The sequence below is a fragment of the Psychrobacter sp. TB15 genome, from assembly GCF_000511655.1.
Lineage (GTDB): Bacteria > Pseudomonadota > Gammaproteobacteria > Pseudomonadales > Moraxellaceae > Psychrobacter > Psychrobacter submarinus.
Map to the genome: position 1 here is coordinate 30,158 of NZ_AYXN01000023.1, position 16,293 is coordinate 46,450.

At 45.1% G+C, this 16,293-nt stretch carries 11 protein-coding genes; 1 reads left to right on the forward strand and 10 read right to left on the reverse strand.

Going from position 1 to position 16,293, the window contains the following annotated elements; genetic code table 11:
• The 5 genes from W234_RS14775 to fmt form a co-directional block, all read right to left on the reverse strand.
• On the reverse strand, positions 1-755 hold a 755-nt coding region (locus tag W234_RS14775), incomplete at its 3' end, for a DNA-processing protein DprA (RefSeq protein WP_037059027.1).
• A gap of 91 nt (positions 756-846) precedes the next feature.
• Entirely contained in the window at positions 847-1,941 is a 1,095-nt protein-coding gene (locus W234_RS0104900; RefSeq protein WP_025645299.1) for a LysM peptidoglycan-binding domain-containing protein, read from the reverse strand.
• A gap of 212 nt (positions 1,942-2,153) precedes the next feature.
• Complete coding sequence (thrC, locus tag W234_RS0104905; protein WP_025645300.1) at positions 2,154-3,572, reverse strand: threonine synthase; 1,419 nt, start codon at positions 3,570-3,572, stop codon at positions 2,154-2,156.
• A gap of 406 nt (positions 3,573-3,978) precedes the next feature.
• Positions 3,979-5,535, reverse strand: a complete 1,557-nt coding sequence (locus W234_RS0104910) for a transcription antitermination factor NusB (protein ID WP_025645302.1) — start codon at positions 5,533-5,535, stop codon at positions 3,979-3,981.
• Positions 5,536-5,633: 98 nt separating this feature from the next.
• Complete coding sequence (fmt, locus tag W234_RS0104915) at positions 5,634-6,674, reverse strand: methionyl-tRNA formyltransferase (RefSeq protein ID WP_037059049.1); 1,041 nt, start codon at positions 6,672-6,674, stop codon at positions 5,634-5,636.
• 363 nt (positions 6,675-7,037) lie between these two features.
• Here fmt and W234_RS0104920 point away from each other — a divergent pair, with 363 nt between their 5' ends.
• Positions 7,038-10,031, forward strand: coding sequence for a response regulator (locus tag W234_RS0104920; protein WP_025645306.1), 2,994 nt, complete (start codon positions 7,038-7,040; stop codon positions 10,029-10,031).
• On the opposite strand, the gene W234_RS0104925 is transcribed toward W234_RS0104920, so the two are convergent.
• The 5 genes from W234_RS0104925 to yidC all read right to left on the reverse strand — a co-directional run bounded on the left by W234_RS0104925 (position 10,021) and on the right by yidC (position 16,171).
• Positions 10,021-10,695, reverse strand: coding sequence for a riboflavin synthase (locus W234_RS0104925; RefSeq protein ID WP_025645308.1), 675 nt, complete (start codon positions 10,693-10,695; stop codon positions 10,021-10,023). The genes W234_RS0104920 and W234_RS0104925 overlap by 11 nt on opposite strands.
• A gap of 383 nt (positions 10,696-11,078) precedes the next feature.
• Entirely contained in the window at positions 11,079-12,128 is a 1,050-nt protein-coding gene (gene ribD, locus W234_RS0104930; protein ID WP_025645310.1) for a bifunctional diaminohydroxyphosphoribosylaminopyrimidine deaminase/5-amino-6-(5-phosphoribosylamino)uracil reductase RibD, read from the reverse strand.
• 161 nt (positions 12,129-12,289) lie between these two features.
• Complete coding sequence (nrdR, locus tag W234_RS0104935) at positions 12,290-12,754, reverse strand: transcriptional regulator NrdR (RefSeq protein WP_025645312.1); 465 nt, start codon at positions 12,752-12,754, stop codon at positions 12,290-12,292.
• Between the two features lie 127 nt (positions 12,755-12,881).
• Positions 12,882-14,294, reverse strand: coding sequence for a tRNA uridine-5-carboxymethylaminomethyl(34) synthesis GTPase MnmE (gene mnmE, locus W234_RS0104940; RefSeq protein ID WP_025645314.1), 1,413 nt, complete (start codon positions 14,292-14,294; stop codon positions 12,882-12,884).
• A gap of 194 nt (positions 14,295-14,488) precedes the next feature.
• Positions 14,489-16,171, reverse strand: coding sequence for a membrane protein insertase YidC (yidC, locus tag W234_RS0104945; RefSeq protein ID WP_025645316.1), 1,683 nt, complete (start codon positions 16,169-16,171; stop codon positions 14,489-14,491).
• Positions 16,172-16,293 lie beyond the last annotated feature (122 nt).

The window sequence follows — 16,293 nt, forward strand, 5'->3', positions numbered from 1 at the left end:
GAGCCACTCTTGATAGTAGCTTCGGTCACTATCGTCGCTAGACTTAGGCCAGCAACTAACCGATTGCGACGCGGAAAAGTGTGCTTATGGGGCTGAGTATGCGGCAATAGCTCGCTAATGATACAACCGCCTTGCTCGATAATTTGACTAAATAGCTTATCGTGATGATTAGGATAGAAGACCTCAATTCCTGTACCCATCACGCCTACCGTACGCCCTTGATAGTCGCTATCGGTTTGCGCAAGCGCTCCTAAGTGTGCTTGTTTATCTACTCCCATAGCCAAACCGCTAGTGACGACATAGCCGGTTTGCGCTAGATACTGAGCAATATCAAATGTGGTTTTTTGGGCATGAGCGGTTGGCTTTCGGCTTCCTACTATAGCGATTTGTGCTTGCTGCAAGCGGTTGATATTACCTCGGCAGAATAGTAGCGGCGGCGGATCGTAAATCTGTAGTAGCTGGGCTGGAAACTCGCTTTGATCGGCAAAAATTAGCTGATATTGTCCAGCGGTAAGCGCTTGCTCAATCCTATCGATACTAGCGGATGTCTGCTCTTTATTTTTATGACGTGCTAAATGAGCGGCATGTATCCCTAATGCTTGCCAAGCCTCAAAGCCAGCTTCCCAAGCTTGCTGAGCACCGCCAAAAGCACTAAGTAGCTTATGATAGGCGGATAAGGAGGCATTCACCTCATACCACAGCGCTAATATTGCACACTGATTAGAATCTAAATGAGATGAAGGCGGTGGCGTCATAGTCGTCTAGCTCATACAAGAGAAGTGCTTGTGCAAATAAGAAACTGAATTTAACTACTGACCTTCGGCTCATAAATTAGCTAATTTGCCTTTATAAGTAAGGCGGTGGTAGTAATTGATCACCGACGTTCAGTGGCAGCTCTGAGCTCAGTACATAAGCATAACTGATGTCATCAAAGCTATTGAACACCATCACCATGCCGCTCTCTTCACTAGGCAGGCGTACAGCATTATCATTATCTAAAGTATCGCGTACCAGTGGGCCTTTTTGATAGACGGTCAATACATCGCCAGGCTTAGCGCCTTGGGCCGTACCTAAGTTAATAGCCACGACACTGCCGCGCGCCGCTGAGCTGATAGAGTCCATCACTCGTACAATCATACCGCCGCGGCTCACTTGCGCGGGCGCTGGATAAAACACTGGCGGAATAGAGTTATCTAGCTCAACGAATACCCTGTCACCTTCACGCACTTCTTTACCATAAGATTCGGACAACTGCAGACTACTGATACCGTTTTCAGCGACACTAGTAACTATGCCGCTTGCTACTTGCATGGTCTCTAAACCGATGACCTTTTGGGTTTTAGGTTCGACATAGCGTTCGCCTTCACGGTAGATACCATAGCGCTGACCTATGATAAGCGGTACGCCTTTGGCATAGACTTTATCGCCGCTCGCGGTAATCAAATTGCGGTTTTTGGAAGCTAAAATATAAGGAGTACTATTAAAATCCTCTGGTCGCACGATGGTATAGCGATCTAACCAGTGCTGAATAGAGCTCAAAGGAATCGCAGGGATACTATTGGCGACTGAGGTCACAACGACTTCTTGCTCCACCTTACCCATCAATTGCTTTTCAATACCAGCGCAGCCCTCACCGGTATCAATACCGACTAAGGTCTTGCCTTGAATGATACATAAAATAAGAATGTCGTCAGGATAGATAAGGTTTGGGTTTTTGATTTGCTTATTGGTCGCCCAAATCTCTTTCCAGCGCCATGGACTCTCCAAGTAACGTCCGGAGATGTCCCATAATGTATCGCCTTTTTTGACGATATAGCGGTTGGGAGCATCTGCCTTGATGGCAGGCGCCGGATTATTGGCGTGAGACGTAGTCATCAGTAAAGCGCTACTAAACATAGTAGCAACGAGCATCTTTGTTATCGTTTTTAGACTGGTATTCATGCGATATCCACAAGGTATAGTTAAATCACAGGCATAACTTTATTCAACTGTAGTCAAGCCTTCTTAAAGATATCTCAGAGGCTTACTGCCAACTTTTACGACAATTCAGTTTACAATGATATGCACCATAGCACAATACGCGACACAAACTTACAAAAACATAACTTTTATAGCTAAAACCTTATTACGTAGTTTCACGTGAAACTAATCAACTAGCCATTTGACGCAACATGCTGGCGAATTTGTTCAGCGACTAGTTCGGCTTTATTATCCAATACCGTTACATGCTGCTCTAAGTCCTCTAGACCTTCAGTATGCTTAGGACGAGCAATCTCTATCGGTCCAACCGCTTCAATAATAGTCTCAGCGAATTTCACAGGCAATGCCGTCTCGGCGCAGATAATCACTTCCCCTTCTTGCTGTAATTCTTTAGCGACTTTAATGCCGTCAGCGGTATGCGGATCAACCAGCTCTCCGTATTGCTCATATACCTCTTTGATCGTGTGCAGACGATCGGCATGAGTGGACTTGCCTGCCGCGAAGCCATAACGGTTATTGACCTGTTCCATCACCTCAGACAAATCAAAACCTTGCCCTGATTTCACGCCTTCAAACAGCTCATGAACACGCGCACTATCTTTTTCTAATAATAGATAAACAAAACGCTCAAAGTTGGAAGCTTTAGAGATATCCATCGATGGACTTGAGGTTACATAAGTCTTGTCAGTGGTGCGCGGCTGATACGCGCCTTGGTTAAAGAAGTCGTTGAGTACATCATTCTCGTTGGTCGCAACGATGAGACGTTCAATCGGTAGCCCCATCTCACGCGCAATGTGGCCGGCGCAAATATTGCCAAAGTTACCTGAGGGCACACTAAAGCTAACGGTCTCCTCATTGCTATCCGTCACTGCGAAATATGCTTTAAAGTAATAAACAATCTGCGCGAGTATCCGTCCCCAGTTGATCGAGTTGACCGTTCCTAGGTTATATTTTGCCTTAAACTCAGCGTCTTGTTGCAGCGCTTTGACGATATCTTGGCAATCATCAAACATACCTTTGATGGCGATATTGTGGATATTGTCGTCGGTTAAGCTATACATCTGCGCGCGCTGAAACTCGCTCATTTTGCCATGTGGCGATAGCATAAACACTTCGATATTGTCTTTGCCGCGTAGCGCATATTCGGCTGCACTACCCGTATCACCGCTGGTCGCACCGATAATAGTAATACGCGCGTCCTGACGCTTGAGGACGTACTCAAAGGCATTACCCAAGAACTGCATCGCGACATCTTTAAACGCCAAAGTCGGACCGTTTGATAAGCCTAAAATATATAAATCCTCCTCAAGCTTACGCACCGGCACGATATCACTATCGCTAAACACTTCTTTAGTATAAGTGCGATCGATAATATCTTTGAGATCAGCATGAGGAATATCGGTGGCAAAGCGCTGCATAATCGCTAGTGCTAGATCGGTATAGCTAAGATGACGCCACTCTTCTAACACATCACTGGCAACTGTTGGATAATGCTCAGGCAGCATCAAACCGCCGTCAGGTGCAAGCCCCATAAGGAGTACATCACTAAAATCCATCGGCTCAGTCTGACCACGGGTACTGATATATTTCATGTCTTATCCTGTCTTTAATTTATTAGGGCGTGTTGAACATTCACAAATGCGCACTGCTGATCGCTACTAGTTTATCAAAGCTGTGTTCTAGTCGTCGTTAAAATTGCAGGTAATGCTTATTGCATTGGCTAGCTGATTTTATTTAAACAGTCGCAACGACTAGGGCGATTTTAGCATCAGCCCTCACGACAACAACAGGGACAGGACTCTTTTTTGCCGCTTTATTGATAAAAATAGACGCTTAGAACGACTAAACTTACCATTTTTATCTGCAAATCGCCTAAAAAATAGTCTCTGTCAGTGCCATGGTCGAATGTTCAACACGCCCTAATTAAACTACTAATTTGCCAATGGCTTTTGTAGGCTGACGCAAATCACGATTATCCATCTGTAATTTAAAGCACGTTTACTTAGCTATTTTTTGCAACAACGCATAATAAAAGCCATCCCCGCCTGTGCTATCTATCGGCAAGCACTGACGGCCGATGTCCTGCTCAATGCCCCAATTGCTGTCATCGGTAAACTCGATAGCTGTCGCATCGTTATTTTTGCTTAAAAAATCCTGCATTTGTAGCGTGTTTTCTTGCTTCAATATCGAGCAAGTCACATAAAGTAAATAACCACCGACTTTGAGCTGTGGCCACAGATTATGCAAAATATCCGCCTGCAACGCAGCGGTTTGCTCGATGTCTTCTTCACTACGCAAAATACTGATATCAGGATGGCGACGGATGACCCCAGTCGCAGTGCACGGCGCGTCTAAAAGAATAGCGTCAAACACTGCTAACTTATCAAAGCCCTTTTCAGCCAATTGCCAACGCGTCGCATCCGCACAGACAATATCTAGATCGATACTATTATTGGCTTGCTCAAGTTTTAAGCGCTGCAAGTTATCGTGAATGCGCTCTATACGCGGTGCTTCATTATCAATAGCGACTAGCTTGATATTAGCATCGTCAGCCTTATCTTGTTTCACATGAAACAATGCTGACCCATCTTCACTATTTAATAGCTCAAGCCAGTGGGCCAGCTTACCACCGGGAGCGGCGCAAGCATCTAATAGCGTAAGCTTAGACACCGCCCTGTTCTCGCCTACACTCGCCTCAGTAGCTTCTTTATGCACAAGCGCTTGTTGGATAATAGGCGCGGCTAGCTGAGCGTATAGATCTTGAATACTCAAGCCGCCTTCAGCAAAACTAGGTAAACCGCTGACTGCTCTGCTCTGCTCTAAGCGCAGCGCTTGATGATCAATGACTGTGTTTACTCTATCCTTATTATCAGTAGCTTGTGATAGTGACAGACCTGTTTTCACCTCTACCCATTCAGCGCTGATATCGGCTTGCTGTAGCGTTTTTTGGTAGTCACTTACTGAAGCATCAACCGTATTTACTCGCAAGAACATCGGTGCAGGCTGGCGTAGACCTCGCATCAGCTCATCGTAATGCTCAGACCAATCTTGCTTAAGCTGATAGGCCAACCAGTTTGGCAGGCTGTGTTTTTTGTCGCACTTTTTACGGAACTTGCTCGGGTTCTTAGCGACTTTGCGCAAGATAGCATTGGTCAGGCCGCTTGCGTGCGCAAACTCAATCTCCTTAACCGATTCAACCGTTTCGTGGATAGCGGCATGATCAGCGACTTCTAGATACAGCAGCTGCGTCAGCCCCACTAGGATAGTCGTACGCACCTCGATCTCATCGATAGGATTATCCGCTAGGCTATCGAGCAGACGCTCAAGCGCAAACCACTGGCGCAAAGTGGTCAATAGTAGTGCATGGGCAAAGCCTTTATCGCCTTCGTACAAGCTGTTCAGTAGAGGGTCGAGTACGCTTGAGAGTGACTGACCGTTTTGGATGGCAAGCAAAGTACGAATGACACGTACGCGCACGCTACCGACCATTTTTAGATTACTTGAAGGTTTGGGAGTTTTACTATTGGGGTTAGACGCTGTTGACGGTTGTCTCATTAAGTTTTATTTCCTTGACGTTTGATTAGTAGCGTCATGTTTGGCTAGAGTTTGCCGATCTTTGTTATTGACTAGCTGTTATTACTGTTCAGCTGTTATCACTGATCAGGATTGGCGGTGAATCGATCGCCATCGTCTAATTGATTGCCATGGCAGACTTGCTCGGCGCTGACAGGCTTGCTACCGGCAAACTGTAGCTGAGTAATCGCTAGAGTCCCTGCTTGTGTTTGATCATCCTGTTTTCCACAAGCGACTAAGATAGCCTTGCGGCCAACACTAATGACAGTACCAGCAGGTTTATCTGTAGGCTGCGTCTCATTGACAGGCAAACTGGCTAGAATCTTGACTCGCTGACCCTGCAAAAAGGTATAAGTACCTGGCCAAGGATTTAACCCGCGTATCTGCCGCTCAATAGTCGCCGCCGACTGCGCCCAATCAATCTCACCTTCTGACTTGACTAATTTTTCGGCATAATTGGCCTCGGCATCATTTTGCTTGATGGCTTTGGCCTGATAACTCTCTAAGTCTTGCATGACGGTGATGATCGCCTGAGCGCCTAAGTCTGCCAGCTTGTCGTGTAAGCTTGCCGCGCTATCGTCTTCAGTAATCTCAGTGCTCACTTTATAGAGCATATCACCGGTATCAAGTCCCTTGTCCATCTGCATAATGGTAATGCCTGTCTCTTCATCCCCAGCGAGTAGCGCGCGATGAATGGGCGCAGCCCCGCGCCATCGTGGCAGTAATGACGCATGAATATTTAAGCAGCCTAAAGCCGGCGTCTTTAACACACCAATCGGTAAAATAAGTCCATAAGCGGCGACAATCATTACATCAGGCTGGTAGGTACGCAGGGTTTGCCGAGCGGCCATGCCCTCGGCGCTAGACTTCTTGAAAGTAGCAGGCTGCTCAACTACGATATCGTTATCTATAGCCACTTGCTTGACTGCCGAAGTACTGAGTTTTTGACCGCGTCCTGCTTTGCGATCGGGCTGAGTATAGACCGCAACAATCTCTATACCTAGCGACTCTTGCTGTGCAATAAGCGCCTGTAGGCTAGTCGCTGCAAATTCAGGGGTGCCAGCAAACACCACACGTCTTTTAGCTGTAGAGAGTGGTAAACCAGTATCAGCGTCATTCATCAATGTATCGTCAGTAGCAGTCATTCTTTTCCTTATAATTCTTATAGCTTTTGCCAGTACTAAGCCCTAACTATCGGCTACTGGTAAACATGATATTATAGTTTGTCATATTATAAGTGAGTTTGAGGGCTTGTGCCATGTCTGTTAGCAAGGGACTAAGCACCTTGAGCGTCATGCTGATGATTAAGATGAGGTTATCTACAAATTTCTTGCTATTATAATAGTGGTCTTAGCATAGCAAATAATAACCCTAAGGTTTTAACGCAAAAAACATGCTGCAAATTTGTAGCCCGCTCTAACTCTCAGACTCTAGTGATCACTGTATCCGCTTGCCTTTTTTTGCAAGCATAGGATTATAATCTTATGCAAAATTTTCAGTCTCTAAAACGCCTACTGCTCTTTTATACTTTGACCTTAGTGATCCTATTGTCTTCGTATTATGCAGCGCTTTATATGGAGCTTAGGCATCATAGCGAGAGACGTAGTCTGGATATTTTTAATAATTTGCAGTATGACGTGACTGAACATGCAGCGATAACCAATGACGATGTCGAAAACATACTAAAAAAGCCTTATTTCCAAGACATCAGTTATCAGCTGATTTTTATGCTGCCCTCAGGTCAGACATATATCTATAATCACACGCGCCCAAATGAGACTGCGCTTGTTGCTGTTAGTTTTCCAGCGACTACCTCCAATGCAAAAAACTTGTATCAACTAGACAACCAAACGCTCAGAGCGGATATTAGCCTTAAAGGAGGGTATCAGCTCTACCTTGTTTTGCGCCATCATATACCGGATGTCAACTGGACATCTTACCGCTATTGGCTACCGTTGATAGCCGCTCTTGTACTTTTTATAATAGCGCTACTTTATGTGCTTCGCCGTCAAGCGAACTGGCAGCAGCTGCTACTTTATACTGACACTCTAAGTGAGGATGCTAAGGAAGCCTATACCCCAGCACCTTTTCCATTAGAGAAGACTACCTCTGAATTTTTACGCTTAGGGCATGCGCTTAGCCGTATTAAGTATCAGCTGCATAATGACCATCGGCGCATCAACACCCTAAGACACCGCTTGGAGCGTTTGGTGGATGGCGCGCCGCTACCTATGCTGACGATCACCCGGCAAGGACAAATCAGTTTTTTTAACCCACGTTTTGAGCAGGTTTTTGCTACCGTTTTTCAAAGTGAAGTCAGTTATAGTTTAAGCGACTTTTTGACAGGTAGTGACAAAGCCACGCAGCAACTATTATTAGATCTTAGCGCTGAGCGCGTCACGCGTACACTACTGGTTTATGGTCTAGAGAACAACCAGCCTTATCAGCTGCATCTCTCTCCTTGGTTCGGCGCGCATGGTCAAGTTCGCGGATTTACGGCGCTGCTGAATAATGTTAATTCCTTTGTCAAGAAATGCGAAGATCTACGTCTAAAAAATCACACCCTTGAGAGTCAAGCCAAATCATCTACTGAGCTTAGATCTGTCATTGGCCATGAGCTACGTACACCGCTAAACGCTATTATTAGTACATTAGACATGGTAGACAAGGACAGTTTGACCACCGCGCAGCGCGAGACTTTAGCCATTCTCACTCAGTCTAGTCACTCTATGCTGACTATGCTGAATGATATGCTCGATATGGCCAAGATAGAGGCCGGAAAAGTAGATATCCTTAACGAATCTACTGATATCTTTAAGCTTGGACAGCAGGTTAGCGATTTGATGATAGGCAACAGCCGTCGTCGAGATATCGATATGTTGTACTATTTTGAGCCTCATTGTCCTCGCTATATCACGACCGATGGCCAGCGCCTATGCCAGATACTATTGAACCTTATGGACAATGCCGTTAAGTTTACCGATAGTGGCTATGTGGCACTCATTGTAGAAGCGGTAACAATGCAAGAAGTGGCTGAGCTTGACCCAGCCCCATTGAATAAGCTCAGCACCGCAAACGCTGCTATCAGCGCGCCAGACTCCGCGTCTAAAACGTCTACGTCTAACGCTTTGACTCATACTCAAGATAGTACTCGTGTTAGTAGTCGCGTTAGTAATCAGGATAGCGATTGTGGGTGGATTCGTTTTAGGGTTAAAGATACGGGCATCGGCATGACAGCGACGGAGCAGCAGCAATTATTCGCCTATTTTAATCAAGCCAATCCCCAGATCACAAAAACGTTTGGTGGTACCGGGCTAGGTTTGGCTATCTCAAAAAGCTTTGCGCAGCTGCTTGGTGGTTTCATTGCTGTTGAGAGCGCAGCGGCATGCGGCAGTACTTTTGATCTGTATATCCCTTGCCACGCGCCTATCTATCAGCCGGTCTATCATTTTCATCATAGCCTGCTTAGCATTCATCTAATCGCAGTTGTCGATCAAGCGCTACGCGAGACTTACTTGCAGCGTATCGGCGATTATTTGTCGATGACTATCAGTGTTTATAACGAATTAAATGCAGCAACGCTAGCTCATCTAGAGCAGGAGCTTACGCCCAGTGAGCCAAGCTTGACGCCTATACTCTTGTTAGATTATGAGTTTTATGAAGAATATAATGCTACGCGACGCTCCTCTTCAAAGACAATCGAGGATATACCTGGCGACGATCGCTCAGACACTGACCCTGATGATGCACTGCCTGATGCCTTATCTGAAGCATCGTCTGATACTAACAATGCCCTAGATGCAATCATTAATAATAGCACTGCAACAAAGATTCTGCTAAGTAGGAAGCCCGAGCGCGGCATACCTGCAGCGTTGCTAGAAAAGTTTGATGGCTTCTTAGACAAACCTATCAATATTACCTTAATGCTCTCTGAGCTGATACGCTTGTCTCAGTCTCAGTCTCAGTCTCAGTCAGCAGCGCCGCAAATATCAGATCTAGCGCCAATAGGATTACAAATAGAGAAAACAAATTCCGCCAGCGAAAATCTAGCAACTAAAGACCAACAAGCTAACGCTGAAAGGGTTAAACAAACACTTGCTGAAACGAAGGCTACTACCCCGCTGATACTAGTCGTAGAAGACAATCCAATCAATCAAAAAGTCACTTGCAAGCTTTTATCTAAGCTCAACTATCGCAGTGTGGTTGCAGAAAACGGTGAGCAGGCACTCGCTTTATTAAAGACGCATCGTCAAGAGGTTGCGCTTATTTTGATGGACTGCCGTATGCCGGTGATGGATGGATTAGAAGCGACGCAAGCTATCAGAGATGCAGGCGATGATATTGCTATTATCGCCTTAACTGCTAATGACAGCGCCGAGGATAGAGTGAACTGCCAACAAGTAGGCATGAACGAGTTTTTGACTAAGCCGGTGCAAAGAGACAAACTCCAAGACGTACTGCAACGATTTATTTCATAAAGCCATTATCTGCCAAAAAAGCCTCAGTGATATTCGTTTGCGGGTTAGAGATAGTATTCGCTGAGCGGTTGTCTTTGTTTATTAAGCGCTCTAGATAGCGTGCCACGATATCGACCTCGATGTTTACTTTATTCCCTAACAGCCAATGTTTGCCAATATTTGTCACTTGTGCGGTATGCGGAATGATGTTTAAACTGACGATATTATCGCGGACTAAATTAGTGGTTAAGCTAATACCATCTACCGTAATTGAGCCTTTGGTTGCCGTATAATGCGCCAGCTCCTTTGGAATCTCGATCTCAATGTAGATGGAGCGCGCGTCCTTTTCTACTTTACTAATGACGCCAACACCATCCACGTGCCCTGCGACAATATGACCACCGAACCGTGTTGTCGGCAGCATAGCCTTTTCTAGATTGACAATATGACCGGGTTTTAGGGACTCTAATGCGGTACGAGCGATAGTTTCACGTGAAACATCTACCGAATAATAATTACTGCCCATAGCGACTACTGTCAGACAAATGCCGTTCGAAGCTATAGAATCGCCTAATTTCACATCACTGAAGTCTAAGTCATCAGACTCTATAGTCAGGCGAATGTCACCACCTACAGGTTGCATAGATTTGACATGACCAACACTTTCGATAATTCCTGTAAACATATGACCCTCTTTCTCTATAAGATTATGACATTAAATAGAACTGACTTATTTATCCTTAATTGAGCAAATAATATCATTTTCAATGCTGGGGATAACAAGGCTAAGCTGTGGATAACTTAATAAGGTTATAGCTATTTTCACGTGAAACTAAGAATATTTAAGAAGTTATCCACAATAAAGGTGCTGTTTTCTAATTTACTTCTAATCGTTTTTAGTTATAGTCAACCAATTGATTTGGTTAGTATTTTTTTCAAAATAATGATCATTTTTTAATAAACAATGTTTCATATGAAACAAACTAGTATAAGTTATCCACACTTTACATCAGTTTCATGTGAAACAGTGAGGCTGGTAGTATTTATCCCCATCTTATTAAGGGGCTGCTATAAAGGTTGTAAAGTCAGCTTTAAGTCGCTGCCAACTAATTTAGACTCAGTATATTGAAAGCGTAGCTGCTGCGCCAAGGACAATGGGTTCACTTCAACCATAGCTCGTGCTTGCGACCCTAAGACACAAGGAGCTTGATAAACAACTAACTCATCGACCAATCGCTGATTAAGAAAACTACCAGCCACACTAGCCCCCGCTTCTACTAACACTTCGTAGCACTGATATTCGCTAACTAAATGCTTAAGCAGACTCAGTAGATCATCCTCGCGCCAATATAGCGTTTGTTGCTCCTGACATAACTCATAAGCGGAGTCAGCAGCATATATTAAGCGCTGACGCCTATCGAGCACGACAACTAAAGGCTGAGGAACTTGCCCGATATCAACTCCTAACTGCGATGAGCGCACATTGAGCTTTGGGTTATCGGCGATGATAGTTTGACTACCGGTAATGATGGCGCCGCTTCGCGCTCTAAGCCTTTGCACGTCTTCGCGAGCAGCAGCACCCGTTATCCATTTCGACTCTCCATCTGCCATCGCAGTACGGCCATCTAAGCTCGTCGCTATTTTTAGCCGGACATAAGGCAGTTGCGTGCGCATCGCTTTTAAGAATCCAAGGTTTAGCTGCTCTGCTTGCTCCTCTAATATGCCTATTGTGACCTCTATGCCTGCCTGCTCTAACAGTGATACTCCGCGTCCCGCCACTTGAGGATTGGGATCGAGACCGGCGATGACGACACGCTTGAGTCCGGCATTTATCAACGCAAGCGCACAAGGCGGCGTACGCCCGGTATGACTACAAGGCTCTAAAGTGACGTAAGCAGTTGCTGCTTTTGCCTGCGATCCTGCTGCTCTTAAGGCGAATACTTCGGCATGCGGCTCGCCAGCTTTTGGGTGAAAGCCTTGTCCAACAATCTCCCCTGACTGCACTATAACGCAGCCTACTGCAGGGTTAGGCCTAGTGGTGTACAGTCCTTGTTTAGCCTGTTCAATAGCCAACATCATAAAGTAGTTATCTTGGGCATGCTGCGCATGATCGGATATAGACATAATAAAAGCTTAGTGTGATTGGAGTAGGTAAAGGTATTGGCAAGCTTGTTGATAAGTTTGTTAATAAATAATGACGCTGTTAAACCTATAAAAGTGTTTCACGTGAATAAAGCACATGAAGCTGATGGTAAAGCCAGTCACAGAATAGCAGCTAACTAATCGTTTTTATCAGCAGGACGTATATTAGCCAGTTCTTGCTGAAAAGCATCGATGTCTTGAAAATCACGATAGACACTAGCGAAACGCACATAAGCGACGTCGTCTAAGACTTTTAGCTCACTCATGATAATTTCGCCCAACACTTTACTACTGATTTCACGCTCACCCATCTGTCTGACGCGCTTTTCGATACGGCTAATCATCGCCTCTTGCTCATCAGTGGTAATCGGACGCTTCTGCAGTGGCAATAAAATAGAGCGACGTAGTTTTTCATTGTCATAGGGCTCTATTTTGCCACTAGATTTGATAATACGCGGCATCACCACTTCTACCATCTCAAAGGTAGTAAACCGCTCTTGACAGCTACTACAGAGCCTACGGCGACGCACCTGCGCCCCTTCTGCAGCTAAGCGTGAGTCCATCACCTTGGTCTCTGAAGCGTTACAATAAGGGCAATGCATAATTTATCCTCTCCAATTCTAGCCATTATATTTGCTTGAAAGCTACAGCGGCTTCACACAAAAGAGTATGATTATAATGGTGTGCTACTGGTATGGTTGTTACGTTAACTTATCTGCCCATGCGGATTTATTTACCAATACAAAAGCTGCCGAATATCTTACCCAAAAGATCATCGGCGCTAAACTCACCGGTGATCTCACCTAAGCTGCCTTGTGCTTGTCGTAGGCTCTCAGCCACTAACTCTCCTGCCTTAAATACTATTAGTTGCTCATGAGCTTCTGATAAATAGCTAGCAGTACGTCTTAAAGCGTCTAGATGCCGAGTACGGGCGATAAGACTATTCTCAGGTGGATGAAAGCCCACTTTAGCACATAACGCGTCTACTAAGTCTTCGATACCCGCACCTGTTTCACATGAAACATTGATCTGCTCATAGCCTTTATCCTGCATCTTAATTTGTGCAGCTGTTAATAGACTATCGCTGCTAGACGTCGCTAATAAGTCGCTTTTATTAGCAATAATCAACAGACGCTTAGCTTCTGGTAACTCGCCGAACAGTTGCTCTGCAAGTTGTAATGGAGTGCTCTCGCCTTCAATATCACGAGTCACATCATAGACCAGTAGCAAAATATCAGCTTGCATGATAGCCGTACGGGCACGCTCAATACCGATACGCTCGACCGTATCTTCAGTGTCACGTAGACCAGCAGTATCAGTCAAATGCAAGGTTAAGCCATTAAGTACTACAGTCTCACTTAGCGTGTCACGCGTAGTGCCTGCGACTTCGGTGACGATAGCGCGCTCTTGACCAGCAAGGCGATTGAGCAGGCTTGATTTACCGGCATTGGGTCTGCCCGCTAACACTACGTGAATACCATCTCGCAGCATTTGGCCTTGCTTAGCGGTCGCTAGTACTTGCTGTATTTGAGCTTGGGTTTGTTCAAGCTTGTCTTGGATTACCCCGTCAGATAAGAAATCAACGTCCTCTTCATCAGGAAAGTCTATCGCCGCCTCGACGTGTAGACGCAGGTGAATAAGCTGCTCTAATAGCTGATTGATTTTATCTGAAAACTCACCACTCAATGAGCGAATAGCGCTGCTTGCAGCGGCAGCACTAGTAGCATCGATAGCGTCAGCGATGGCTTCAGCTTGCACCAAATCTAGCTTATCATTATCAAAAGCGCGGTAAGAGAATTCTCCTGCCGTCGCCTGCTTAGCGCCTAGCTCAAACACTCGAGCTAATAGCAAGTTCTGTAGTATTACCCCGCCATGGCCTTGAAGCTCAATGACATCTTCGCCCGTAAATGAGTGCGGAGCTTTAAAATATAAGACCAAGCCTTCATCAATGATAGTACCGTCAGCCTGATAAAAGCGGCAAAAACTCGCTAGACGCGGTGTAAAACTACTTTTACCGGTTAATTGACAAGCGATGTCATAAGCTTTTGCTCCAGATAGACGAATAATACCGACACCGCCGCGCCCTAATGGCGTAGCGATAGCCGCAATCGTAGTCAACCCTGCTTGAGCTTTTACTGGCATTTGCATAGCATTTACAACCACTCTCAATAACCAAAACCTCTATTATAGACGCCTTATCTAATACTGACAAAGTAAAGTTGAAATAGGCCGTCTCGGTACTCTCGCTTTGCTTAGTAAACAATCATAATAAACTCAGCTATAAAAAAACCACCGCCTAAGCGATGGTTTTAGATGACTACATCATCAGAACTTAATTAACTTAGCACCTTAACGGTACGACGTTTTTGTTCTTCTTCCACTTTCTTATTGACGATATATTGCTGCGTCATACTAAACAAGTTGTTCACTGTCCAGTACAGTACTAGACCCGCTGGGAAGAACAACATAAAGGCGGTAAAGATAATGGGTAAAAACTTCATCACCTTAGCTTGCATTGGATCAGCAGGCTGCGGATTTAACTGCTGCTGGATGTACATCGAGACGCCCATTAATAACGGTAAGATGAACCAAGGATCCATTGCAGATAAATCTTGAATCCATAGAATCCACGGCGCGTGACGCAGCTCAACACTCTCAACCAGTACCCAATATAGCGCTAAGAAGATAGGCATTTGCATCAAAATCGGCAGGCAACCCGCCATCGGATTGACTTTCTCTTCCTTATAAATACTCATCATCTCTTGCGACATCTTCATTCGATCGTCGCCATGCTCTTCTTTTAGAGCCGCTAAGCGCGGTGCCAACGAGCGCATTTTCGCCATTGAATAGTAGCTCTTATTAGAGAACCACATCAGCGATATCTTCACTAAGATAGTCAGTACAATAATAGACCAACCCCAGTTGCCTAATACTTTATGAATACCATCAAGAATAGCAAAAAGTATCTTCGATATCGGCCACAATAAACCATAATCGACAGTTTGATTCAGACCGACAGCAACTTCTTTGAGCTCAGACTGTACTTTCGGACCGGCATATAAAGTGGCGTCTAAAGTTAGCTGCTTATTTGCAGCAATATTGACAGGCTGACTATTAAAACCGATGAAATAGTCGTTACCTGTCTCGCGGCTGAAGAATTGACCGGTGAAGTTATCCGGTGTCCAAGCCGATACAAAGTAATGCTGGACGATACCAACCCAGCCCTCATCACTAGCAACATTGAGCTCATCATTACTAAACTTGTTGAACTTAAGCTTATTGTACGGATCATCCGGCGTACCCCAAGCACCGCCTAGATAAGTCGCCATACTCAGCGCGCCTTTATCAGACATTCCGGGATCTTTGCTATCATCACGTTTGAGCTGAGCAAACATCTGCCCTTGCCACGGCTGCTCTGATCTGTTTTGAATCTGATAGCTAACATCGATGGGATATTTGCCATGAGTGAAAGTATACGTTTTCGTTACCGTGACGCCATCTTGTTGATAAGTTAACGGTACTGATAAGGTCTGTTGCCCCTCTTTCATCGTATAGCTATCAGCTGCAGAACGATAACTGGCTCGGCCATCAGCAGTATCGATACCGTTTGGACCGATTAAGCCTGACTGAGCAACATAGACACGATTACTATTATTCTCTAGTAACACAAAAGGCTCATCGCTATCGAGCGTCGCATCGTATTGCTTTAGTGCAGCATAAACAATGTCGCCGCCTTCAGGATTGATCTTGAGATCATAACGATCGGTGGTCACAGAGATAAGATTGGTGTCTTGCGCCGGAGTAGTGGTCGCAAGACCATTGTCAACCGGTATCGTCTGTGCCGGAATGTCACCTGCAGCGCCAGTGGTAGAGGGAATATCACCTCCTACTGTAGTCGCCGCGTTCGGCGTCGTTTCTACAGCTGGCGCATCAGCATAATCATCTCGCCATGCCAAAATCAGCAGATAAGCGGTAATTAGCATCGCAATGATGATCATTACCCGTAATATCTTTTGCATAAACCTGTCCTAGATTAAATATTAGGGAACTAAAATTAAAGCACGCATCACGATTACTCACTAAATCGTGAATCGTGATGCTAGCAATAGCAGTGTTAGCAATCATTAACATAAAATGTGCA